The sequence below is a fragment of the Paenirhodobacter huangdaonensis genome (genome assembly GCF_004022465.1).
GTDB lineage: Bacteria > Pseudomonadota > Alphaproteobacteria > Rhodobacterales > Rhodobacteraceae > Rhodobacter > Rhodobacter huangdaonensis.
Map to the genome: position 1 here is coordinate 106,137 of NZ_SAVA01000004.1, position 22,608 is coordinate 128,744.

Annotated in this window: 22 protein-coding genes; 15 read left to right on the forward strand and 7 right to left on the reverse strand. The window is 67.0% G+C overall.

The genetic code is table 11. The features are described from left to right. The first annotated feature begins 60 nt into the window (after positions 1 to 60). Both EOW66_RS08095 and EOW66_RS08100 read left to right on the forward strand, forming a co-directional pair. A complete protein-coding gene (locus tag EOW66_RS08095) occupies positions 61 to 1,149 on the forward strand; it encodes a GSCFA domain-containing protein (protein ID WP_128155913.1) in 1,089 nt (362 codons plus the stop codon). After that, entirely contained in the window at positions 1,139 to 1,816 is a 678-nt protein-coding gene (locus tag EOW66_RS08100) for a hypothetical protein (protein WP_128155914.1), read from the forward strand. Before EOW66_RS08095 ends, EOW66_RS08100 begins: the two co-directional genes overlap by 11 nt. Positions 1,817 to 1,833: 17 nt before the next feature. Here the strand turns inward: EOW66_RS08100 and rlmH are convergent, their stop codons facing one another. Together rlmH and rsfS are read right to left on the reverse strand one after the other, a co-directional pair. Next, positions 1,834 to 2,301 carry a 23S rRNA (pseudouridine(1915)-N(3))-methyltransferase RlmH gene (rlmH, locus tag EOW66_RS08105; RefSeq protein WP_128155915.1) on the reverse strand — a complete coding sequence of 156 codons (468 nt, stop codon included), beginning with the start codon at positions 2,299 to 2,301 and terminating at the stop codon, positions 1,834 to 1,836. Positions 2,302 to 2,307: 6 nt separating this feature from the next. Then, positions 2,308 to 2,670 carry a ribosome silencing factor gene (gene rsfS / locus EOW66_RS08110; protein WP_128155916.1) on the reverse strand — a complete coding sequence of 121 codons (363 nt, stop codon included), beginning with the start codon at positions 2,668 to 2,670 and terminating at the stop codon, positions 2,308 to 2,310. Between the two features lie 456 nt (positions 2,671 to 3,126). Between rsfS and leuC the strand changes: the two genes are divergently transcribed. From leuC to leuB, 6 genes are all read left to right on the forward strand, one after another. Further along, positions 3,127 to 4,533: a 3-isopropylmalate dehydratase large subunit gene (gene leuC / locus EOW66_RS08120; RefSeq protein WP_128155917.1), complete on the forward strand. Its 1,407-nt coding sequence runs from the start codon at positions 3,127 to 3,129 to the stop codon at positions 4,531 to 4,533. Positions 4,534 to 4,583: 50 nt separating this feature from the next. Next, the gene (locus EOW66_RS08125) at positions 4,584 to 5,105 is read left to right on the forward strand and encodes an HdeD family acid-resistance protein (protein WP_128155918.1); all 522 of its coding nucleotides are present in this window, start codon (positions 4,584 to 4,586) and stop codon (positions 5,103 to 5,105) included. Between the two features lie 2 nt (positions 5,106 to 5,107). After that, positions 5,108 to 5,713, forward strand: a complete 606-nt coding sequence (gene leuD / locus EOW66_RS08130) for a 3-isopropylmalate dehydratase small subunit (protein WP_128155919.1) — start codon at positions 5,108 to 5,110, stop codon at positions 5,711 to 5,713. Positions 5,714 to 5,979: 266 nt separating this feature from the next. Then, positions 5,980 to 6,807, forward strand: a complete 828-nt coding sequence (locus EOW66_RS08135) for a hypothetical protein (protein WP_128155920.1) — start codon at positions 5,980 to 5,982, stop codon at positions 6,805 to 6,807. A 32-nt stretch (positions 6,808 to 6,839) separates the two neighbouring features. Continuing rightward, on the forward strand, positions 6,840 to 7,790 hold the full coding sequence (locus EOW66_RS08140) for an endonuclease/exonuclease/phosphatase family protein (RefSeq protein ID WP_239017537.1): 951 nt from the start codon (positions 6,840 to 6,842) through the stop codon (positions 7,788 to 7,790). 73 nt (positions 7,791 to 7,863) lie between these two features. After that, positions 7,864 to 8,970, forward strand: a complete 1,107-nt coding sequence (gene leuB / locus EOW66_RS08145) for a 3-isopropylmalate dehydrogenase (protein ID WP_113898425.1) — start codon at positions 7,864 to 7,866, stop codon at positions 8,968 to 8,970. 63 nt (positions 8,971 to 9,033) lie between these two features. On the opposite strand, the gene EOW66_RS08150 is transcribed toward leuB, so the two are convergent. Both EOW66_RS08150 and EOW66_RS20805 read right to left on the reverse strand, forming a co-directional pair. Beyond that, the gene (locus EOW66_RS08150) at positions 9,034 to 10,209 is read right to left on the reverse strand and encodes a nucleotide sugar dehydrogenase (protein ID WP_128155922.1); all 1,176 of its coding nucleotides are present in this window, start codon (positions 10,207 to 10,209) and stop codon (positions 9,034 to 9,036) included. 267 nt (positions 10,210 to 10,476) lie between these two features. Further along, positions 10,477 to 13,467, reverse strand: a complete 2,991-nt coding sequence (locus EOW66_RS20805) for a hypothetical protein (RefSeq protein WP_128155923.1) — start codon at positions 13,465 to 13,467, stop codon at positions 10,477 to 10,479. Between the two features lie 245 nt (positions 13,468 to 13,712). On the opposite strand from EOW66_RS20805, the gene EOW66_RS08160 reads away from it, so the two are divergent. From EOW66_RS08160 to EOW66_RS08190, 7 genes are all read left to right on the forward strand, one after another. Continuing rightward, on the forward strand, positions 13,713 to 14,327 hold the full coding sequence (locus EOW66_RS08160; protein ID WP_128149551.1) for a ribonuclease D: 615 nt from the start codon (positions 13,713 to 13,715) through the stop codon (positions 14,325 to 14,327). Next, positions 14,308 to 15,264: a KpsF/GutQ family sugar-phosphate isomerase gene (locus EOW66_RS08165; protein WP_128155924.1), complete on the forward strand. Its 957-nt coding sequence runs from the start codon at positions 14,308 to 14,310 to the stop codon at positions 15,262 to 15,264. The genes EOW66_RS08160 and EOW66_RS08165 overlap by 20 nt, the downstream gene beginning before the upstream one ends. Further along, entirely contained in the window at positions 15,264 to 15,863 is a 600-nt protein-coding gene (locus tag EOW66_RS08170) for a hypothetical protein (protein WP_128155925.1), read from the forward strand. The genes EOW66_RS08165 and EOW66_RS08170 overlap by 1 nt, the downstream gene beginning before the upstream one ends. A gap of 10 nt (positions 15,864 to 15,873) precedes the next feature. Beyond that, positions 15,874 to 16,365 carry a lipopolysaccharide transport periplasmic protein LptA gene (gene lptA, locus EOW66_RS08175; protein ID WP_128155926.1) on the forward strand — a complete coding sequence of 164 codons (492 nt, stop codon included), beginning with the start codon at positions 15,874 to 15,876 and terminating at the stop codon, positions 16,363 to 16,365. Continuing rightward, positions 16,362 to 17,138, forward strand: a complete 777-nt coding sequence (gene lptB, locus EOW66_RS08180; protein WP_113898432.1) for an LPS export ABC transporter ATP-binding protein — start codon at positions 16,362 to 16,364, stop codon at positions 17,136 to 17,138. Before lptA ends, lptB begins: the two co-directional genes overlap by 4 nt. Positions 17,139 to 17,369: 231 nt before the next feature. Then, entirely contained in the window at positions 17,370 to 17,945 is a 576-nt protein-coding gene (gene hpf, locus EOW66_RS08185) for a ribosome hibernation-promoting factor, HPF/YfiA family (RefSeq protein WP_128155927.1), read from the forward strand. Positions 17,946 to 17,980: 35 nt separating this feature from the next. After that, positions 17,981 to 18,445, forward strand: coding sequence for a PTS sugar transporter subunit IIA (locus EOW66_RS08190; protein ID WP_113898434.1), 465 nt, complete (start codon positions 17,981 to 17,983; stop codon positions 18,443 to 18,445). 3 nt (positions 18,446 to 18,448) lie between these two features. Here EOW66_RS08190 and EOW66_RS08195 read toward each other — a convergent pair whose 3' ends face one another. From EOW66_RS08195 to EOW66_RS08205, 3 genes are read right to left on the reverse strand one after another with little or no spacing between them, the layout of a single operon-like run. Continuing rightward, on the reverse strand, positions 18,449 to 19,843 hold the full coding sequence (locus EOW66_RS08195; RefSeq protein ID WP_128155928.1) for a nodulation protein NodH: 1,395 nt from the start codon (positions 19,841 to 19,843) through the stop codon (positions 18,449 to 18,451). A 1-nt stretch (position 19,844) separates the two neighbouring features. Continuing rightward, positions 19,845 to 21,542 carry a DUF5927 domain-containing protein gene (locus tag EOW66_RS08200; protein ID WP_128155929.1) on the reverse strand — a complete coding sequence of 566 codons (1,698 nt, stop codon included), beginning with the start codon at positions 21,540 to 21,542 and terminating at the stop codon, positions 19,845 to 19,847. A 10-nt stretch (positions 21,543 to 21,552) separates the two neighbouring features. After that, complete coding sequence (locus tag EOW66_RS08205) at positions 21,553 to 22,533, reverse strand: glycosyltransferase family 2 protein (protein ID WP_206363680.1); 981 nt, start codon at positions 22,531 to 22,533, stop codon at positions 21,553 to 21,555. Positions 22,534 to 22,608 lie beyond the last annotated feature (75 nt).

Here is a 22,608-nt window from a genome sequence, read left to right on the forward strand (position 1 = left end):
CGCCTCCGGGGGCCGGTCCTAGCATCGCCCTGGTTCGTTCAGTGTTTTCGGTGGAGTAGCATGGTCGAGAAATCCGACAACCCTTACCGGCATTTGCCGGCCAAGGCCTTCTGGCGCACGGGCGTCGCCGAGGCCGGCCTCTTCGGTCTCTCGGGGCTCTGGTCCTCGGCCTGGACGCTGCCTGCGGATGCGCAGTTCGCCACCTTCGGCTCCTGCTTTGCCCAGCACATCAGCCGCGCGCTCATCAGCCGCAAGATGAACTGGCTGAACGCCGAGCCGGCACCGGGCCGCACCCCGCCGGAACTCGCGCAGAAATACAATTACGGCGTGTTCTCGGCGCGCACCGGCAACATCTACACCGCGGCGCAGCTGCTGATCTGGGCGCGGCTCGCGAGCGGCGCGGCGGGTGCGGACAGCGTCGAATACTGGACCGACGGCGACGGTCTCGTGCATGACATGCTGCGCCCGAAGATCGAGCCGCAGGGCTTCGTGTCGCGCAAGGAGGCCGAGGCCTCGGTCGCCTCGACCGCCCGCGCCTTTGCCCGCTGCATCACCGAGGCGGACGTGCTGGTCTTCACCCTGGGTCTCACCGAGGGCTGGATCAACACCGCGACCGGGCAGAGCTATTCGATCTGCCCGGGCACCGGCGTCGGCACCTTCGACGAGGGCGTGCATGCCTTCCATAACTACACCTACCCCGAGATCCTGCGCGATCTCGAGGCGGCCTTGCAGATCATGTGGCAGATGAACCCGGGGCTGCATGTTCTGCTGACCGTCTCGCCGGTGCCGCTGGTCGCGACCGCCTCGGGCGATCACGTCCTCGTCGCGACGCAATATTCGAAATCGGTGCTGCGGGCGGTGGCGGGGGACATGGCGCACAGCCATGCGCAGGTGGATTACTTCCCGTCCTACGAGATCATTGCCGCGCCCTCCTCGCGCGGGACCTTCTTCGAGCCGAACATGCGCGCCATCGCCCATGACGGCGTCGATCTGGTGATGCGGCATTTCTTTGCCGGGCTGGACCTTTCGGCACCGGCGCGGCGGGCGGGGGCGGGCGGCGATGCCGGCCGCGCCGCCGTCGAGGCACAGATGCAGGCCGAGGAACTGGTCTGCGAGGAAATGCTGCTGGAGACCTTCAATGAGCGCTAAGCCCGACCTGCTGATCCTCGGCGACAGCCACGCCATCGCGCTGAAACAGGGCGCGGATCTTCTGGGCCTGCCGGCCGAGGAGCTGCAATTCTCCGGTGCCGGCTGGCACGACCAGCGCTTTGCGCTTGGCGAGAACGGGCTCGAGGTGCGGGGCATTCCGCGCGCTGCGGGCCAGCTGCGCGCGCTGCGCGAGAAGCTCGGTGTCGCCGATGTCTTCGCCTCGGGGATTCCGGTGCTGACCACGGTGGGCTTCCACCTTGGCCGGCTGGTGCCGCCGTTCGGCTGGAACGGCCATCAGGTGCAGGAGGACGACGCCGCCGAGATCACCGAAGGGCTGACCGCCTCGCGCGCCTTCGCGCGGGACTATGTGCAGCACTACCGGCGACGGCATTTCCGGCTGTTGCGCCGCCTTGCGCGGCTGACGACGCTGATCGTCGTGGTGCCGCCGCGGGTGCATGACCGGCCGAATTACGACAGCTTCACCCGCATCATCGTCGGGGATCTGCGCGGCGTCGGCCTGACCGTCTATGATCCGGCCGAGGATCTGGCGGGAGAGGACGGTTTCCTGCCGGACAACCTGATGGCGGAAGATGGCATTCACGCCACGGCGGAATGCGGCGCGATGATGATTGCGGCGATGCGTGCGCAGGGGCTGCTGGCGGCCTGAGGCGCGGGCCGCGCGGTTCAGGCGCGGTGATAGGGCGTGCCGGCGAGGATCTGGCCGGCACGGTACAGCTGTTCGGCCAGCATCACCCGCACCAGCATGTGCGGCCAGACCATCCGCCCGAAGCTGAGCGACCAGTCGGCCTTGGCGCGCAGCGCGGGGGCGATGCCGTCGGCGCCGCCGATGACGAAGGCAAGGTCGCGCCCGGCATCGCGCCAGCCCGCAACCCGCGCCGCGAATTCGGGCGACGAGACCAGATCGCCGCGCTCGTCGAGCGTGACCAGCACCGCGCCGGCGGGGATCGCGCGCTCGAGCAGCGCCGCCTCCGCCTCCATCCCGAGGTTCTTCTTGTCCTCGACCTCGACGACCGAGGCCGGGCCCAGTCCGAAGGACCGCCCGGCCTTGGAAAACCGTTCGAGATAGTCAGAGATCAGCTCGAGCTCGGACCCCTTGCGCAGCCGGCCGACCGCGCAGACCGTCACCTTCATCGCCGGTCAGACGTGGGAGCCCGAAGGCATCCACATCTTCTCGAGCTGGTAGAACTCGCGCACTTCGGGGCGGAACACGTGGACGATGACGTCCTGCGTGTCGATCAGGACCCAGTCGCCCTGATCCTTGCCCTCGATCTTGCTGTTGCGACCGAAGTCCTCCTTCAGCCGCTCGACCAGCTTCTCGGCGATGGCGCCGACCTGGCGCGAGCTGCGGCCCGAGCAGATCACCATGTAATCCGCGATCGAGGACCGGCCGCGCAGGTCGATCGTGACGATGTCTTCCGCCTTGTCGTCCTCGAGAGAAGAGATCACGCGGGCCAGAATCTGGTCGCTCGTGACGTCGGCCCCGGCAAGTTTGGTGCTCATGGGTGCCGCCTTTGCGCCCGATACAGCGGACGCGACTGAGAGATGAGACAGGACATTGTCCTCCGAAGGGTTCGCGCGCCGCCTCCGCCCCGGCGCGGGGCACGCTGAAAATGTAACATCGCGCCCCTCAAATCTCAACCGATCGGGAACGCAGCCATGGCCGGCTCTGCGATTTGGGGCCGAATGTCAACCCCTGCGGCCAGTGCCGGGCCGCGGCGGGCAGAGATTTTCTTGCCTGAGAGCCGCCGATCGCCTATATCGCCGGGCATGATCACCGTTTTCGACATGGATGACCGCGCTCGGCTGAAAGAGCGCTTCTACGGCGAAAGCCGCTCCATCCTCGCCCGACTTTGATGTCGGCGCGGGGGCGCCGTGTTGCGTCCCTGTCGCCCGCGGCCGCGCCCTGTGCGCCCGGCCGCCCGCCCGATCCGTTACAAGCCATCGAAAGAGAGAGCCATGTCCGCTCCGAAGACCCTCTATGACAAGATCTGGGATGCCCACGTCGTCTCTGAAGACGCCGACGGCACCTGCCTGCTCTACATCGACCGCCATCTCGTGCACGAGGTGACCAGCCCGCAGGCCTTCGAGGGGCTGCGTCTGGCCGGCCGCAAGGTGCGCGCGCCGGAAAAGACCATCGCCGTTCCCGACCACAATGTTCCGACCACCCCCGACCGCGAGCAGGGGATCAAGAACGAGGAAAGCCGGATCCAGGTCGAGGCGCTCGACAAGAACGCCAGGGACTTCGGCATCAACTACTACCCGGTTTCCGACATCCGTCAGGGTATCGTGCACATCGTCGGGCCCGAGCAGGGCTGGACGCTGCCGGGGATGACCGTGGTCTGTGGTGACAGCCACACCGCGACGCATGGCGCCTTCGGCTCGCTCGCCCACGGCATCGGCACCTCGGAGGTCGAGCACGTTCTGGCGACGCAGACGCTGATCCAGAAGAAGTCGAAGAACATGAAGGTGGAAATCACCGGCAAGCTGCGTCCGGGCGTCACCGCCAAGGACATCACCCTTGCGGTGATCGGCAAGACCGGCACCGCCGGCGGCACCGGCCATGTCATCGAATATTGCGGCGAGGCGATCCGCGATCTGTCGATGGAAGGCCGGATGACGGTGTGCAACATGGCGATCGAAGGCGGCGCCCGCGCCGGGCTGATCGCCCCCGACGAGACCACCTTCGAGTATATCAAGGGCCGTCCGCACGCGCCGAAGGGCGCGCAGTTCGAGGCCGCGCTGAGCTGGTGGAAGACCCTCTTCACCGACGAGGGCGCGCATTTCGACAAGGTCGTCACCCTCAAGGGCGAAGAGATCGAGCCGGTGGTGACCTGGGGCACCTCGCCCGAGGACGTGCTGCCGATCTCGGGCGTGGTGCCCGCGCCCGAGGACTTCCACGGCGGCAAGGTCGAGGCGGCGAAGCGCTCGCTCGACTACATGGGGCTGACGCCCGGCATGAAGCTGACCGACATCGCCATCGACACCGTCTTCATCGGTTCGTGCACCAACGGCCGGATCGAGGATCTGCGCGCCGCGGCCGAGATCGTGAAGGGCAAGAAGGTCAAGGACGGCATGCGCGCCATGGTCGTGCCCGGCTCGGGTCTCGTCCGGCTGCAGGCGGAAGAGGAAGGCCTTGCGCAGATCTTCATCGACGCGGGCTTTGAGTGGCGGCTTGCCGGCTGCTCGATGTGCCTCGCGATGAACCCGGACCAGCTGAGCCCGGGCGAGCGCTGCGCCTCGACCTCGAACCGCAACTTCGAGGGCCGTCAGGGCCGCAACGGCCGCACCCACCTCGTCTCGCCGGCGATGGCGGCGGCGGCGGCGATCACCGGCCATCTGACCGACGTACGGGAATTGATGTGAACATCGGGCGGATGCGGTAAGCTGCCGGCAAACCTCATAGGAGTGGACCCATGAAAGGCACGACTTCCCTTTTCGTCGCTGGCACGCTCGCCCTTCTGGGCGGGCTTGTCGCGATCCTGTTCCCGCTGCCCGCCTCGCTTGCCGTGGCGGTCTTCGTGGGCTGGATGTTCCTGCTCAGCGGCGTCTTCGCGCTCTGGGCCGGGTTCTCGGACAAAACGATCCCGGCGCGCGGCTGGCTGATGGGCTTTGGCCTGCTCGACCTCGTGGTCGGGGTCTGGATCCTGGCGCATCCGCTTGCCGGGCTGGTGTCGCTGACCATCGTGGTGGGCGCGCTGTTCTTTGCCTCGGGCATCGGGCGGCTGATCGTGGCCTTCTCCTTCACCGGCACCTCGACCTTCTGGACGATGCTGCTCTCGGGCCTCATCTCCGGCGGGCTTGGCCTCTTCATCCTGTTCACTGTCCCGGAATCGAGCCCGATCCTGCTCGGCACGCTGCTGGCTGTCGAACTGGTGGTGATCGGCTCTTCCCTCATTGCTCTGGGCGTCGCGCTCAGGAAAATCGGAAAAGACTGAAAATGCAGAAATTCTCGAAACTCACCGGGATCGCGGCACCGATGCCGCTGGTCAACATCGACACCGACATGATCATCCCGAAAGGCTTTCTGAAGACGATCAAGCGCACCGGGCTTGGCGTGCACGCCTTCGACGAGATGCGCTACACCCTCGACGGCGCGGAAAAGCCCGACTTCGTGCTGAACAAGCCGCAGTATCGCAACGCGGAGATCCTCGTCACCGGCGACAACTTCGGCTGCGGCTCCTCGCGCGAGCACGCGCCCTGGGCGCTCGCCGATTTCGGCATCAAGGCGATCGTCTCGACCTCCTTCGCCGACATCTTCTTCAACAACTGCTTCAAGAACGGCATGCTGCCGATCGTGCTGCCGCAGGAGCAGGTCGATCTGCTGATGAAAGACGCCGAGAAGGGCTCGAACGCGCGGATGACGGTCGATCTCGAGGCGCAGGAGATCACCACCTCGGACGGCGTGGTGATTCCCTTCGAGATCGACCCGTTCAAGAAGCATTGCCTGCTGAACGGTCTCGACGACATCGGGCTGACGCTGGAAAAGGTCGCCGCGATCGACACCTTCGAGTCGCAGGCCGCGCAGTCGCGCCCCTGGGTCTGACCCTTCTGGTGGCTGCAAGCCCTTGAAACACAAGATCAAGGCCGTCCTCCGGGGCGGCCTTATTTTTGCGCTGCATTTGATGTAATACCGCACCAGTTCCCGCGGCAAATGGCCTGATTGCCGCGCCATTGATGAAGCAGACATTGCCAGCCGAGGCGAAAATGGACAAAATCAAGGCAAGAATGAGGCAGTCCGTCATAATCGGCGGGTCCAGACGGCAAAACCCCGGCATCCGATCGGGGGCGCGGAAGGCAAAGGGCAGTATCGTGGTTTCTCGCTATGCAGGTGCATTGCTGCGGGCGTTGCTCGTGGCGTGGGTGGTGTCCATTCCATCGCTGACACTATCCATCGTCAGCGACGATTCCATCCAGATTGTCGCCCTCGTCTCCTTCTTTGCCGCCGCGATCACCTTCTTCGAATATGCCGCGGTCTATCCCGGTCTGATCGAGTTCCGCGACGCGCCGCCCTACAACCGCGTCCGCTTCATCGCCCTTTTCGCCATGGTGACGCTGCTTTCGGTGACCGCGCTCGCACAGGTCGAGCCCTCGACACTGTCGCAATTCGTCTATGTGCTCGGCGCGATGATGGCACGCTCGGTCGATATCCCCTACAGCCCGGTGCGGCTTCTGGTGCTGATCCTGCCCGAGGACGCCCCCGCCGCGCGCATCGAGGCGCTGCGCACCGCGGCCGGCATCGCCTACATGACGGCGCTGATCGCACTTGGCTATTTCGTGGTGATGATCCGGGCGCTCGGCTGGCCGAAGGCGCAGGGCAGCTTCAACGTCTGGGTGAACCTGCCCACCTTCGAGCCGACGGCGGGCGCCGATGTGGTGGAACGGCTGCGCCGCGACGCCTGGTTCAACATCTCGCTGGGCTTCCTTCTGCCCTTCCTCGTGCCGGTGGTGATCAAGGCAGTCTCCGTCTCGATCTCGCCGGTCACGCTCGACAATCCGCTGACGATGATCTGGACGGTGACGGCATGGGCATTCCTTCCGGCAAGCCTTTTCATGCGCGGCATCGCGGTCGGCCGGATCGCGCAGATGATCGAGGACAAGCGCCGCGAGGCGGGCGCCGCCGGTCTGCTGCCGGCCTGATCGCCGCGCTTTGCCTGCTGACCCGGCCCGCCGTGGCCGAGAGCCTGCGGCTCGCCACCTGGGACGCCGGGCTCAGCCGGCGCGGGCCGGGGCTGCTGCTTTCCGATATCGACAAGGGCGATGCGCAGGTCCGCGCCGCGGTGGCGCTGATCGCCGGGGTGCGGCCCGATGTGCTGCTGCTCACCGGCTTTGACTGGGATCACGACGGCATGGCGCTTGCGGCCTTTGCCGCGGCGCTGAAGGCGGCCGGGCTCGGCTATCCGCATCGCTATGCGCCACGCCCGAATGCCGGGATGCAGAGCGGGCTCGACCTGGACGGCAACGGCCGGACGGGCGAGCCGCGCGATGCGCAGGGCTATGGTCGCTTCACCGGGCAGGGCGGCATGGCGCTGCTGTCGCGGCTGCCGTTGCGGGCGGAGGCCGCGCGCGACTTCTCGGCCTTTCTCTGGGCCGATCTGCCCGGCAGCCTGATCGACGGTGCGGGGCTTGCGCCCAAGGTGCGGGCGGCGCAGCGGCTGCCCTCGACCGGGCATTGGGATGTGCCGGTCGTGCTGCCCTCGGGGCGCGATCTGCACCTGCTGGCCTTCGCCGCGACGCCGCCGCTCTTCGACGGGCCCGAGGATCGCAACGGCCGGCGCAACCGCGACGAGACCGCCTTCTGGCTGCGCTATCTCGACGGGGCGCTGCCGGAGCCGCCGCCGCCCGCGCCTTTCGCGATCCTCGGCGACGCCGATCTCGACCCCGCGCGCGGCGAGGGGCGGCGCGATGCGCTGGCGGCGCTGCTGTCCGACCCGCGCCTGCACGACCCGCAGCCCGCAGGCGACCGCGGCACGGCCACGGCCGTCTATGGCGCGCCGCTGCGGCTTGACTACATCCTTCCCTCGGCCGATCTGCGGGTCACCGGCGCGGCGGTCGTCTGGCCGGACGGGCCAGACGAGGCCGCCCGCCGCGCCCTCGTCTGGGTCGATATTTCCCTGCCCTGAGGGGGGCCGCGCTTGACCCCGGGCGGGGCATTCGCTAGGCCGCTTGCAACCCTTTTTTCTATGGGAGGAAAGCATGTCGAACCCCTCTATCCTGATCCTTGCCGGCGACGGCATCGGCCCCGAAGTCATGGACGAGGTGAAGAAGATCATCACCTGGTATGGCGACAAGCGCGGCCTCGTCTTCGACGTGACCGAGGATCTCGTCGGCGGTGCCGCCTATGACGCGCATGGCGTGCCGCTCACCGACGAGACCATGGCCCGGGCGCAGGAAGTGGACGCGGTCATGCTGGGCGCCGTGGGCGGCCCGAAATACGACGTGCTCGACTTCTCGGTGAAGCCCGAGCGCGGCCTTCTGCGCCTGCGCAAGGAGATGGACCTGTTCGCGAACCTGCGTCCGGCGCAGTGCTTCGACGCGCTCGCCGACTTCAGCTCGCTGAAGAAGGATCTGGTCGCCGGGCTCGATATCATGATCGTGCGCGAACTGACCTCGGGCGTCTATTTCGGTCAGCCGCGCGGCATCTTCGAGGAGAACGGCGAGCGCGTCGGTCTGAACACGCAGCGCTACACCGAAAGCGAGATCGCCCGCGTCGCCCGCTCGGCCTTTGAACTTGCCAAGCGCCGCGACAACCGCGTGACCTCGGTCGAGAAGGCGAACGTGATGGAATCGGGCATTCTGTGGCGCGAGGTCGTCACCGCGATCCGCGACGCCGAATATCCCGAGATCGAGCTGAGCCACATGTATGCCGACAACTGCGCGATGCAGCTGGTGCGCCGGCCGAAGCAGTTTGACGTGATCCTGACCGATAACCTGTTCGGCGACATCCTGTCCGACTGTGCCGCGATGCTGACCGGCTCGCTCGGCATGCTGCCCTCGGCCTCGCTCGGCGCGCCGATGGCGAATGGCCGGCCGAAGGCGATGTACGAACCCGTGCACGGCTCGGCCCCCGACATCGCCGGTCAGGGCAAGGCGAACCCGATCGCCTGCATCCTCAGCTTCGCGATGGCGCTGCGCTACAGCTTCGATCAGGGCGACGAGGCCACCCGTCTCGAGAAGGCGGTCGAGAAGGTGCTGGCCGATGGCGTGCGCACCGCGGACCTGATGGGCCCCGAGGGCGGCACCCCGGTCTCGACCACCGAAATGGGCGCGAAGATCCTTGCCGCGCTGGACGCGAGCCTCTGATCCTTGCGGAAATGACGAAGGGGCAGCCTGCGGGCTGCCCCTTTTGCATGTCGGTCGGGGGGATCAGTCGGCGCCGAAGAGGTCGCGGGTGAAGACCTTGTCGGCGACGTCGCCGAGTTCGGGCACCATCCGGTTCGCCAGAATCAGGTCCGACGAGGCCTTCAGCTCGGCCAGATCATGCGTGACCCGCGAGCCGAAGAACTCTGCGTCCTTCATCGCCGGTTCGTAGACGATGACCTCGACGCCTTTCGCCTTGATCCGCTTCATGATCCCCTGGATCGAGCTTTGCCGGAAATTGTCCGACCCCGCCTTCATCACCAGCCGGTAGACGCCGACGCGCTTCGGCTTCCTGGCAAGGATCTGCTCGGCGATGAAGTCCTTGCGGGTGCGGTTCGCATCGACCACCGCCTGAATCAGGTTCTGCGGCACATGCGCATAGTTCGCCAGAAGCTGCTTGCTGTCCTTCGGCAGGCAGTAGCCGCCATAGCCGAAGGAGGGGTTGTTGTAATAGTCGCCGATCCGCGGATCGAGGCAGACGCCGTCGATGATCTGACGCGAATCCATGCCAAGCGACATCGCATAGCTGTCGAGCTCGTTGAAATAGGCGACGCGCAGCGCAAGGAAGGTGTTGGCGAAAAGCTTGATCGCCTCGGCTTCGGCGGAATCGGTGAGCAGCACGGGCACATCCGGGTCGAGCGCGGCTTCCTTCAGCAGTCCGGCAAAGGCCGCCGCCCGGTCCGAGCGCTCGCCGACCACGATCCGCGACGGATGCAGGTTGTCGTAAAGCGCGCGGCCCTCGCGCAGGAATTCGGGGCTGAAGAGGATGCGGTCGGTGCCGAGCTTGGCGTTCAGCCGCCCGGTGTAGCCCACCGGGATCGTCGACTTGATGATGATCGTCGCCGCGGGCGCGATCGCGAGCGCCTCCTTCACCACCGCCTCGACCGAGGAGGTGTCGAAATAGTTGGTGGTCGGGTCGTAGTTCGTCGGCGTCGCGACGATGACGAACTCGGCATCCTCGAAGGCCACGGCCGGGTCGGTCGTCGCCATCAGGTCGAGCGGTTTCTCGGCGAGGTAGTTTTCAAGCTCGGTGTCGATGATCGGGCTTTTGCGGGCGTTCAGCATCTCCACCCGCACCGGATCGACATCGAGGGCGCGGACCCGGTTGCGCTGCGCCAGCAGCACTGCATTCGAAAGACCGACATAGCCGATGCCGGCGACTGCAATTTTTCTTCCAGACATATGTTCAAGACCCGTTTTCAAGATCAGGTGGTGGCCGGGCAAATGCGGCATCACCTAAAGGGCTAGCATCCGGCTGTCTCATTGGGGAGGGGAATTGCGGCGAAATCCGTCTCGGCCTGCGGCATTTCTGCGGTATCGGCCCCGGCCGGCGCCGGATTGCGGCGCCCTGGCCGTCGGGGGCGCCATCTGCCGGGCGGGCGCGCGGCTGCCCGGTTTCGGCGCTTTCCGGGCGTGCCCTGCCGGCTCGGTGCGGCGTCGCCAAGCCGGTCAGAGCAGGAAGATGTCCGCGGCATGGAGGTCGGGGTGGGTGGTGAACTCGGCCACCAGCTGTGCGCGGATGTCGCCGGTTCCGTCCGGATCGTACCAGAGTTCGCCGCTGTTGTGGTCGTAGAAGAACCGGTCATTGGCGTCCTGCGCCTCGGTGCCCTCGGCGAAAAGCGCGTTGCCAAGCCGGCCGGCGCCGATGCCGGTGAAGACGGCCATGCGCAGCATCAGCCGGTCGCGCCCGGGCTCGAAGTCGAGGATGGTGTCGACATTCGCCCCGTCCGGCCTTTCGTCGAAGACGAAGGCATCCGCGCCGGAGCCGCCGGCCAGTGTGTCGTTGCCGTCCCCGCCGATCAGGGTGTCGTTCCCCCGGCAGCCCTCGAGCCGATTGTCGCCCGCATTGCCGGTGAGCACATTGGCCAGCGCATTGCCGAAGCCGTCCAGATCGACTGCCCCGGTCAGGGTCAGGTTTTCGATGTGGGCAACATTGTTTAGCCGATAGGTGACGCTGCTGAGGATGGTGTCGGTGCCCCGCCAGCGGGGCGCCTCGACGATCACGTCATCCGTCGTGTCGACGACGAACTGATCTGACCCGGTCCCGCCCACCATGCGATCGACGCCGTCGCCGCCGATCAGCGTGTCGTTGCCGGCGCCACCGAACAGCCGGTCGTTCCCGGCGCCGCCGAAAAGGGAATCGTTTCCGCCGCCGCCGATCAGGGTGTCGTCTCCGTCGCGCCCGGCAAGATAATTGTCGCCATCATTGCCGGTGATCACATTCGCCAGCGCATTGCCGAAGCCGTTCAGGTTGCGGGTTCCGGTCAGGGTCAGGTTCTCGATATCGGCGATGTTGTTCAGCCGGTAGGTGATGCTGCTCAACACCGTGTCGGTCCCGGGGGCGCCGGCCTGCTCGATGATCTGGTCGCCCGGGTTGTCGACCCAGTATCGGTCCGAGCCGTTTCCGCCCACCATGCGGTCGGCGCCGGGGCCGCCGCCGAGCGTATCGTTGCCGTCCCCGCCGATCAGGGTGTCGTTGCCCAGGCAGCCCTCGAGCCGATTGTTGCCGTCATTGCCGGTGATCACATTGGCCAGCGCATTGCCGAAGCCGTTCAGGTCGCGGGTTCCGGTCAGGGTCAGGTTCTCGACATCGGCGAAGTTGTTCAGCCGGTAGGTGATGCTGCTCATCACCGTGTCGGTCCCGGGCGCGCCGGCCCGCTCGACGATCACGTCGCCCGGGGCGTCGACCCAGTATCGGTCCGAGCCGTTCCCGCCCACCATGCGGTCGGCGCCGGTGCCGCCGATGAGGATGTCGTTGCCGGGGCCGCCAAACAAGGTGTCGTCGCCGCCGCGCCCGTCGAGCCGGTCGGCTCCGCTGCTGCCTTCGATGCGATTGGCCAGATCGTCTCCCAGCACCTCGGAGACGGATGGGGCGGGCGCGGGTCCGGTGGTGTCGTCCGGATCCTCGGGCAGGTAATGCGCGATGCTGATGATGCCGTCCGCGACAAGGGCCGCAACGCCGATCGGCCGGCCATCGCGCGAGACGATGGTCAGGCTCTCGCGGCCGAAGGTGATCGTGGCGCCGGTCGCGGTCTCGGTGATCGTCAGCTGCGAGACCGAGCGCAGCATCGGCCAGAGCGAGAGGTCGATGCGGTCGTTGGCGATGTCGAAGCCGGTGATCACGTCGCGCATCCCGTCGGGCGACAGCACGAAGATGTCGGTGCCGGCGCCGCCGATCAGCGTGTCGGTGCCGGTGCCGTCGAGCAGCACGGCGCCGTCGGTGCCGGCCTCGATCCGGTCATTGCCGGCGCCGCCGTCGATCACGTTGCGCCCGGCCGCCGCCCCCGACAGCGTGTCGGCACCGCGGCTGCCGAGGATCGTTGCGCCAAGCGGGCCGAGCGTCGCCTCGAGCGTGGTGATCCCGGCCTCGGTGCCGCTCGCCACATGGATCTGCACCGCCTCGGCGGTCGCGGTCATCGCCAGCGCCGTGATCGCGTCGAGTGTCATGTCGGCGCTGTCGGCCATGGTGTCGAGCAGCAGCAGATAGCCGCCGGGCAGCAGCTGGAACAGGCTGACGCCGTCGTCCGAGCCGCTGACGGCGATGAAGCTTTGCCCGTTCACCTCGGTGATCGCGAGGTGGGCGGCATTGGCGAAGCGGGTGCCGAGATCGTCGATCACATGGTCATGCGCGACAAGGGCGCCGGTTGCCGTGATCTCGACCACGCTCAGGCTGTTCGAGGTGGCGCCGGTGAGCACGGCATAGGTGACGCCCGCAACCGTGGTCGTCTGCACCTGCACCGCGCCGGCGATGCCGAGGCCGCTCGTCACGTCGAGCCGCCCGGTCTGGGTGACGGTGCCGTTCGGCCCGACGGAATAGACGGCGAAGGCGGTGGCGCCGTCGAAGCCCGCCAGCAGATAGGGGGTGCCGTCGATCCGCACCTGCCCGAGGCTGGTCATCCCGGTGGCCCCGCCGATTGCCGTGCTCGACAGGGTGACGCGGTCGCCAAGCGTGCCATCCGCCCCGATCTGCCAGCGATCGAGCCCGTCCGAGCCATGCACCGCGCCGAAGACGAAGCGGCGGGTGCCGACCTCGACCAGCTCGATCTCGGACAGGCCTGAGGGCAGGGCGGTGGCGGCGAAACTGCGCGTGCTGGCGCCGAGGGTGCCGGCGTCGTCGATGGTGACCCCGGTGAGGCCGTTCCCGCCGACGCCGGTGAGGGTGACGACCTCGCTTTCGCCATCGAAGGAGACCACCTCGATCGCCGGCTCCACCCCGGTCACGGCGGCGCCGGCCAGGGGCTTGCTGCTGACCAGATCGAGCCCGTCGCCGGCCGTGTCGAGCCCCCACACCGCGAGGCCGAGCCCGTTGCCGGGGCGGGTGACCGAGAGGATCCGGGGCCCGTCGGGCCCGGGCTCGACGACGAGATCGGTGATCCCCTCGAGCCAGGTGTCGCCCGCCGCTCTCTCGGTCCCCAGATGGGTGAGCCTGACCTCCGCCATCGTGCGATCCCCCGTGTTCGCCAAGGCGGAATGTTGCCCCTGTCGCCGTTAACAGCGGCTGAGCGGAATGTGGCGGAAACGGGGCTTTTGCATCCGATTTGAACGACATGGTGCGGACCCGGCCGGCGGCGGCACGGCCCGAAACCGCCGGTCACGGCCTTTTCTGGTGGCGCGCCCTTGCGGTCCGGTGGCAAAGGCGCTTGATACGGCCTATATCTCGCAAGACATTATCGAGGGGGACCGGCGTGGCCATCCATCTGCACAAGAACGACCTGCCCGAGGGGCTCGACCTCGGTCCGGTGGTCGCGATCGACACCGAAACGATGGGGCTCGACCCGCGCCGCGACCGGCTCTGCCTTGTGCAGATGTCCTCGGGCGACGGCAACGCGCATCTCGTGCAGATCGCCAAGGGGCAGACCGAGGCGCCGCGGCTGTGCGCGATGCTGGCCGATCCGGCGGTGGAAAAGCTGTTTCATTTCGGTCGCTTCGACATCGCCGCGCTGTACAACGCCTTTGGCGTGGTGACGGCGCCGGTGTTCTGCACGAAGATCGCCTCGCGCATGGTGCGCACCTTCACCGACCGGCACGGGCTGAAATACCTGCTGCAGGAACTGGTCGGCGTCGACGTCTCGAAACAGCAGCAGACCTCGGACTGGGGCGCGGCCGAGCTGACCCCGGCGCAGCTCGACTATGCCGCCTCCGACGTGCTCTATCTGCACGCGCTGAAGGCCGAGCTGGTCAAGCGTCTTGCCCGCGAGGGCCGCACCGAGCTGGCGCAGGCCTGTTTCGATTTCCTGCCGGCGCGCGCGCGGCTCGACCTGATGGGGTGGGACGAGCCCAATGACATCTTCCACCACTGACTACCTCGCCACCGGGCGCAAGGTCATCACCATCGAGGCCGAAGGGCTGACAGCGCTGGCCGCCGGGCTTGACGAGAGCTTTGCCCGCGCGGTCGAGACGATCCTGAAGGCGAAGGGCCGGGTGATCGTCTCGGGCATGGGCAAGTCGGGCCATATCGCGCGCAAGATCGCGGCGACCTTCGCCTCGACCGGCACGCCGGCGCAATTCGTCCACCCCGCCGAGGCAAGCCATGGCGATCTTGGCATGGTCACCCGCGACGACGTGGCGCTGATGCTGTCGAATTCGGGCGAGACGCCCGAGCTCGCCGACATGATCGCCCATACCCGGCGTTTCTCGATCCCGCTGATCGGCGTGGCGAGCCGGCCCGACTCGACGCTCCTGCGGCAGTCGGATGTCGCGCTGGTGCTGCCGCAGGCGCCCGAGGCCTGCGGCTCGGGCGTGGTGCCGACCACCTCGACGACGATGACGCTGGCGCTTGGCGATGCGATTGCGGTGGCGCTGATGGAGCATCGCCGGTTCACCCCCGAGATGTTCCGCACCTTCCACCCGGGCGGCAAGCTCGGCGCGAAGCTGTCGAAGGTTTCGGACCTGATGCACACGGACATGCCGCTGGTCTCCGAGACGACGCCGATGTCGGAGGCGCTGCTCGAAATCTCGCGCAAGGGCTTTGGCGTCGTCGGCGTCACCGACGCGCGGGGCGATCTGGTCGGCATCATCACCGACGGCGACCTGCGCCGCCACATGGCGGGGCTGCTCGAGCACAACGCGGCCGAGGTGATGACCCGCAATCCGCGCACCATCACGCCGGGGGTGCTGGCCGAGGCTGCCGTCGCGGTGATGAACGAGTGCAAGATCACCTGCCTCTTCGCCGTCGACGGGCGGCGCCCGGTCGGCATCCTGCACATCCACGACTGTCTGCGCGCCGGAGTGGTCTGATGGTGTTCGACAACCGCCATTCGCGGCTCGTGGCCCTGGCCAAGGTGGCCCTGCCGCTCGCGGCGCTGGCGCTGTTGTCGACGCTGTTCCTGTTCTCCGACAAGGTCGATCCGACCACCGCCACGCCCTATGCGAATGTCGACGTGACCGAGCTGGCGAACCAGCCGCGACTGACCACCCCCGAATATTCGGGGCTGACCGAGGATGGCGCGTCGATCACGGTGAAGGCGAAGACCGCCTTTCCCGATGCGACGGGCGGCTCCGGCGCCAGCGCGCAGGCGATCGTCGCCAAGATCGAGGCGAAGGACGGCCTGGTGACCGACCTGACCGCGAAGGCGGGGGTGATCGACCCGCAGGCGGGGCAGATCCACCTGAGCGACGGCGTCGCGGTGCAGACCTCGACCGGTTACCGGATGAGCACGGCCGCCGTCGACCTGGCGACCGACCGCTCGACTCTGGTGGCGCCCGGTGCGGTCTCGGCCGAGGCGCCCTATGGCACCATCACCTCGGGGGCGATGCAGATGTCGCGCGCCACCGCCGAGGCGCCCTATGATCTGGTTTTCAACGGCGGCGTGAAGCTGGTATATCAGCCGCAATAATGAGGTTCCGATGCGTTTCTCTGCCGTTCCCGCCGTCCTGCTGTGCCTTGCATTCCTGCCCGGGCCGGTGCTTGCCCAGCAGATCGCGCTTGGCGGCATCCGCGCCGATGCCAAGGCTCCGGTCGAGGTGACGGCCGACAGCCTTGCCGTGAACCAGACCGACGGCAGCGCCACCTTCACCGGCAACGTGCTGGTGGTGCAGGGCGGCATGCGGCTGAAGGCGGCGGTGGTGGATGTCGAATATGACCCGAAGGACCGCAGCAAGATCACCCGCATGCATGCGACGGGCGGGGTGACGCTGGTGTCGCCCGCCGAGGCCGCCGAGGCGAAGGAGGCGGTCTATGACGTCGCCGCCTCGAATGTGGTGATGACCGGCGACGTGCTGCTGACCCAGGGCCAGAACGTGATGTCGGGCCAGAAGCTGACCGTCGATCTGAAGACCGGCACCGGCCAGATTGACGGGCGGGTGCGCACCATCCTGCAGCCGGAGGCGAAGAAATGACCGATCTTGATCCGGTTGCGGATCTCGGCCTGACGGCGCCGGCCGAAGCGGGCGGGCTGCGCGTCATCAACCTGCGCAAGAGCTATCGCAAGCGGCTGGTGCTGCGCGACGTGTCGCTGCATCTCGAGCGCGGCGAGGTGGTGGCACTGCTTGGCCCGAACGGCTCGGGCAAGACCACCTGCTTCTACGCCATTGCCGGGCTGATCAGCCCCGACTCGGGCAAGGTGACGATCGACGGGCGCGAGGCCACCGGCCTGCCGATGTATCGCCGCGCCCGCATGGGCATCGGCTATCTGCCGCAGGAGGCCTCGATCTTCCGCGGCCTGACGGTCGAGCAGAACATCATGGCGATTCTCGAGATTGCCGTGCCCGAGCCGCACCGGCGGCGCGAGCGGCTTGAGGAGCTGCTGGGCGACTTCTCGATCGCACATCTGCGCCAGGCGCCGGCGCTGGCGCTCTCGGGCGGCGAGCGGCGCCGGGTGGAGATCGCCCGCTGTCTCGCCGCCGATCCGAAATATCTGCTGCTCGATGAACCCTTTGCCGGCGTCGACCCGATCGCGGTGAGCGAGATCCGCGCTCTGGTGTCGCACCTCAAGGAGCGCGGCATCGGCGTGCTGATCACCGATCACAACGTGCGCGAGACGCTGGAGATCGTGGAACGGGCCTATATCCTGCACGATGGCCAGGTTTTGATGTCCGGAACGACCGATGAGGTGGTGCGCGACGAGAACGTCCGCCGGGTCTATCTGGGCGAGAATTTCCATATCTCGTGAGGGGTGCTGCGGCGCGGCGTAGGTCCCCCGTTGACACCCCCGCCGTTCCGTTCCCAAATGGGGCAAATGCGTGAACACCGCCCCCTTTCCCGAGCGAGCGCGCCGCTTCAAACCCGGCACCTTTGGGGCTTTGCTTCAACGGTGCAATGTGGCAGTTCCCCCAAGGATTTAACCAGCCTGCCGCGTGGACGCATCGTCCCGCTTGCAGGTCACTGACGTGAAGGAGAAGCCATGCGTTACCAGATCAGCGGCAAACAGATCGACATCGGGGAAGCGCTGCAAAGCCACGTGAAGTCCGAACTGGGCGAGACCGTGGACAAGTACATGCAGCGTCCGACCGATGCGACTGTCGTCTTTTCGCGCAATGCGCATGAATACATCTGCGAGGCCACGGTGCACCTGTCCACCGGCCTCACCGCTTCCGCCAGCGGGCGCGCCACCGAGGTCTATGCGGCCTTCGAAGCGTGCCGTGAGAAGATGGACAAGCAGCTGCGCCGCCACAAGCGCCGCCTGAAGGACCACCACAAGGAACGTTCGGAGCCGGTTGAATTCGGCGCCGCGGATCTGTATGTGCTCGCCTCGGATGAAGACGACGCGACGGCCGAGGACGAAAGCCTGACCCCGGTCATCGTCGCCGAGATGGAGACGCGCGTCCCCACGATCTCGGTCGGCGAGGCGGTGATGCAGATGGAGCTCTCTTCGAAGCTGCTGCTCGTCTTCCGCAACGAGAAACATGGCGGGGTCAACGTCGTCTACCGTCGCGACGACGGTCACGTTGGCTGGATTGACCCGCGCCACAGCAAGTGAGCGTCTGATCCATGACGGGCGCAGAAAAAGGACAGATGGATCTTTCGACATTGCTCAAGCCGGATGCCGTCAAGGTGCTGGCCACCGTGACGAGCAAGAAGCGCCTGTTCCAGGACCTTGGCGACATCGCGCATTCAGCCTACGGGCTGGATGCGATCCAGACCGTGGACGCGCTGCAGGAGCGGGAAACCCTTGGCCCTACCGGCGTGGGGCATGGCGTGGCGCTGCCGCATGCGCGTCTGCACGGGCTGAAGACGGTGATCGGCGTGTTCCTGCGGCTCGAGAAGCCGCTCGATTTCGATGCGGTCGACCGGCAGCCGGTCGACCTCGTCTTCGCGTTGTTCGCGCCGAAGGATTCCGGGGTCGAGCATCTGAAGGCGCTGGCGCTGGTGTCGCGCACGATGCGCAACCCCGAAACCTGCGCCAAGCTGCGGGCGAACACCGACCCGGCAGCGCTGCACGCGGTGCTGACCGCCGCGCAGGGCGCACAGGCGGCCTGAGGCTCAGGCCGCCTTCCAGTCCGAAAATCCGAACTGCATGAAGTCGCGCGTGTAAGCCTCACGCGCGGCTTTTTCCAGCGACGGGGTCCAGATCCGGGCAAGTTTCACCGGCGCGGTGTCGCCGTCCTGCGCCACGAAGGCCGGCGCCTCGACCCCGGCGGCGTGGGCGAGATAGGCCAGATCCCCGGCGAGGTGGTCTTCGCGGGCGACGAGATCGGGCGGCGAGATCTGGGCAAAGCCCTGCAGCGTGGCCGACTGGCTGGCCCAGAGCGTGTGCACCGGCAGGCTCGTTTGCGCGTTCAGGTTCGATTTCAGCCAGATCAGGAAGGCCTCGAGCCCGTCGGCCCAGTCGGCGGCGGGCAGGGTCTTGCCCTCGGCGGGCAGCGGCAGCTTGTAGGTGTCGCGCAGCACGGTGCGGATCCCGGCCAGATTGTTCCAGCTTTGCACCGCGGCAAAGGCAAGATGGGCGCGCAAAAGCGGATGGCGCAGCACGGTGAAGCTGCGGTGCCCGGGGTGCTGGCGCTTCCATTGCCGCAGGGTCTTTTGCGAGAAATCCTCGGTCAGCGCCCCAAGCCCGCCAAGCCAGGCACGCAGCGGCCCGTCCGCGGCCGGGCGCAGCGGCATGTAGAGCAGCCCCGCCTCGCAGCCGATGAAGCTTGGCACGTTCGGGCCGCGGCGCGGCTCGAAATTCGGCGTGCGCGACAGGTTGAAGCGGTCCATCCGGGCAAGCGAGGCTTCCATCTCCGGGAAGTTCGTCACCTTCTCCTCGAGCGCCTCGGGGTTCTGCACCACAAGGTTCGAGGGCAGGGCGCTCAGCCGCCCCTCGACGCCGAGCCAGGCGGCAAGCCCGTTCAGCACCGCAAGATCCTGCGCGTCCTCGTAGTCGATGTAGAAGGCGCTTTGCCCCGACACCTGCAGCGCGTGCATCAGCAGCACCTGGAACCCCTGCAGTTCGGCCAGGTGCGTTTCGAAGTCCGCGGCGTCGAAGGCGGTGCGGACCGCCTTGCGGTTCCTGGCATCGCCCAGCTTCCACTGCCCGGTGGCGCGGGCGATCTGCAGGCTGACATAGCTCTCGATCGGGTTGCGGGTCAGCACGATCTTGGCGCAGCGCGGATCGTCGAGCATGGCGCTCAGCACGCGCGGGTCGTGATCGTGGAAGTAGCGACAGCCATTCAGCCCCGGCGCCGTGCGGATCCGCTCCCACAGCACCAGCGGGTCGGCATCGCGCTCGGCCCGGCTGACGCCGAGAAGCGACGTCTTCTTCGGATAGCCGATCAGCTCGGGATTGAACGGCTCGCCATGGCAGCTGACGCCGTCAAGCATGTTCAGCGCCGCCTCGAGCAGGTTCGAGCCGGTGCGCATCTCGGCAAAGATCACGAAGCTGTCGAAGGAGGCCATGTCATTTCACCAGATAGGGGCGCCCGCGGCGCGTGTGTTTCGGATGCGGGTCATCGCCCACCGGGAAGTCGCCCATCAGGCGCGGCTGCATGCCCTGGTTCTTCAGGTTCTGCAGGAACTGGCCGAAGCCGGTCAGGTCGACCATCTGCGGCGCCTCGGTCAGCCGGCGAGTGCTGCGCGGGCTGATCTCGTCGATGATCGTCTGCAGCGGCTCCATCGGGTTCTCGATGAAATCGGCCATGGTCCAGATCCGCACCCGGGCCTTCACATACATCGAGCGCAGGATGTCGAGGTGATAGGTCTCGATCCGCTGCAGCCGCGCCGCCTCGCGCCGGATATCGCGGAAGTTGCGGTTCGAGCGGAACAGCGGCACCGCCCAGGCTCCGCTGATCACCGAGATCTGCGCGTTCGGGTCGGTGGCGGTGAACCAGTCGATCGACTGGTTGTCGCGCGGCGAATACATGAAGCACTGCCGCTCGCCACGGGCGTTCCAGATCAGGTTGGCGAGGAAGCCGCGCGGGTTGTAGTCGCGCAGCTTGGCGCTGTCGGAGAGGCAGCCGCTGAACATCGTCTCGCCGCCGCCGAACTCGACCCGGTCGGGGCCGAAGAGATGGCCGTGCACGCGGGCGACGACGTATTTCGACAGCCAGCCCTCGAAGTTTTCGAAAAGATCGGAAAACCCCTGGAACACCGAGTAGGGCGCCGAGGTCTTGCCGTTCTCATGGTCCTGGCGCGGGAAGCGGCTTTGCATGTAAAGCCCCGGCCGGCCCTTGGTGCGCCGCTCGACCGCCTTCGAGAACAGCCGGTCGATCTTCGCGGGGTTCGGTTCGGCGGGCGGGCTGACCGCGGGGCGGGGGCTCAGGAAGGTGGTGTAGAGCCGGTCGGCCTTGGGCCAGATCTTGCGCGCGACGAAGCAGTCGGAGCGGCGCAGGAGCTGCAGGTGATCGTCGTAGAAGATGTGCGGCTTGCCCTGATAGTCGAACTTCGACAGCGTCAGCGAGCGGCTTTCGATGCTGGTGGCGTAAAGCCGGGCGAGCGACTGGAAATAGCTTTCGTCGGGGATCCAGACGCGCTTGAAGAAGCGGTCGTACATCGGCCGGTCCGGGTCTTCGAGGATCGCGCTCAGCGTCTGCCGGGTCAGGCACCACCACTGACTGCCCAGATGCGGCACGAGCCCCGCGGGCAGGCGGCGCTTGACGCCGATGCGGCGCTGGAAGTCGACATAGCGGTCAAAAAGCCGGCGCTGCGTCTTCCAGGAAAACGGGAAGCGCAGGGTGAAGCGCTCCATGTCCATGCCGCCCACCGTCCAGCCGACCTCGGCGGTGGTGACGCTTTCGATGAAATCGGTGTGCGGGCGGGCATCGAGATAGGCGACCAGCTCCTCGACCGGGCGCAGCGGCAGGCACGAGCCCGAGGCAAGGAAGACATGGCGCACCTCGGCGTGGCGGGCAAGCATCTGCTCGGCCCCCGACTGCGCCGCGGCGACCAGGGAAAAGGTGCCCCATTCGCACTTGTAGCGCTTCGAGAAGGAGACGGTGTCGAGGTCGGCGAGGCTTTTGCCGAGCGCGGCATAGTCCTTTGCCGGCACCCGCGCGTCGACGTGGATCACCACCGGCGCGCCGCTTTCGGCCCAGTAGCGCGCGACCTCTGCCGCGCGGTGCAGCGCCGTGTGGCACATCATCACGAACCCGACCGTCACCGCCGCCCCCTCACGCCCAGTTGCCCTTCGACATGAGCCCGAGAATCTCGAGCTGGCGCCAGTTGATGTATTTCTCGGACCATTTCGTCCACAGGTCCGGCTCGGTGCTCAGGGTCTCCTGATAGGCGGCATATTCGCGCGAGCCGGAATAATGCTCGCGCCGTTTCATCTCTTCCGCCACCTTGGCGGTCAGCGGCGACAGGAACTTCGCATGCAGCAGGCAGCCCGAGGCCTTCTCGCCGCCCCATTCGTCATAGACCATGTTCAGCCCGCGCGGCAGCAGCATGTGGGTCGACGAGGCGAAGACGAAGTCGCGCTCCCATTTCACCAGCGGGATCTTGTTCAGCGAGGGCGCCGCCTCGGGCGTCTTCGAGAAGAACATCCGCGCCCGCGGCCCGCCCTGGATCCAGAGGTTCTGGAAATACCAGTTGCGGTCGATCGTGTAGTTGCCGGCGTCGAACCAGGCGGCGATCTCGAACGGATTCTGGCCTTCGCGATAGGGCACCGCATCGATTGGCCCCTTCGGATACATGTCGAGTAGCATCGCCGGGAAGGAGCGGATGTCGTAGGTGTCGAGCCAGTCGGTCAGCGCCTCGATCGGGCGGGTGTCGCAAAACGGGTAGACGAAGAACTCGTCCGGGTCGACGGTCAGTGTCCAGTGCCCGGTGCCGTAATGGCGCAACAGGTGGTTGAGCCAGTCGACGCCGAAGGATGCGGCCTTGTAGCTTGCCCCGGTGCTCCACAGCGAGACATCCTCCTGCGCCGCGAGATAGGCCGCCGAACCGTCGTCCGAGCCGTTGTCGACGATCAGGAAATGCCTGATCCCGAGGTTGCGGTAGTAGCGCAGGAAATAGGGCAGGCGGATGCGCTCGTTGCGCAGGGTGACGAAGGCAAGGATATCGGCGCGGGCAATCGCCCGGGTGCGGTCGACGACGACGCTGAGCTCCCGCCGCTTGCGGAACGAGCGCAGCTGACGCCGGCGGCGCTCCATCCTCAGGCGATATAGGCTTCTCAGGTTCACCGACCGTCTCTCACCAGCAAGCTGCACAGGAGGCAATATCGGGAC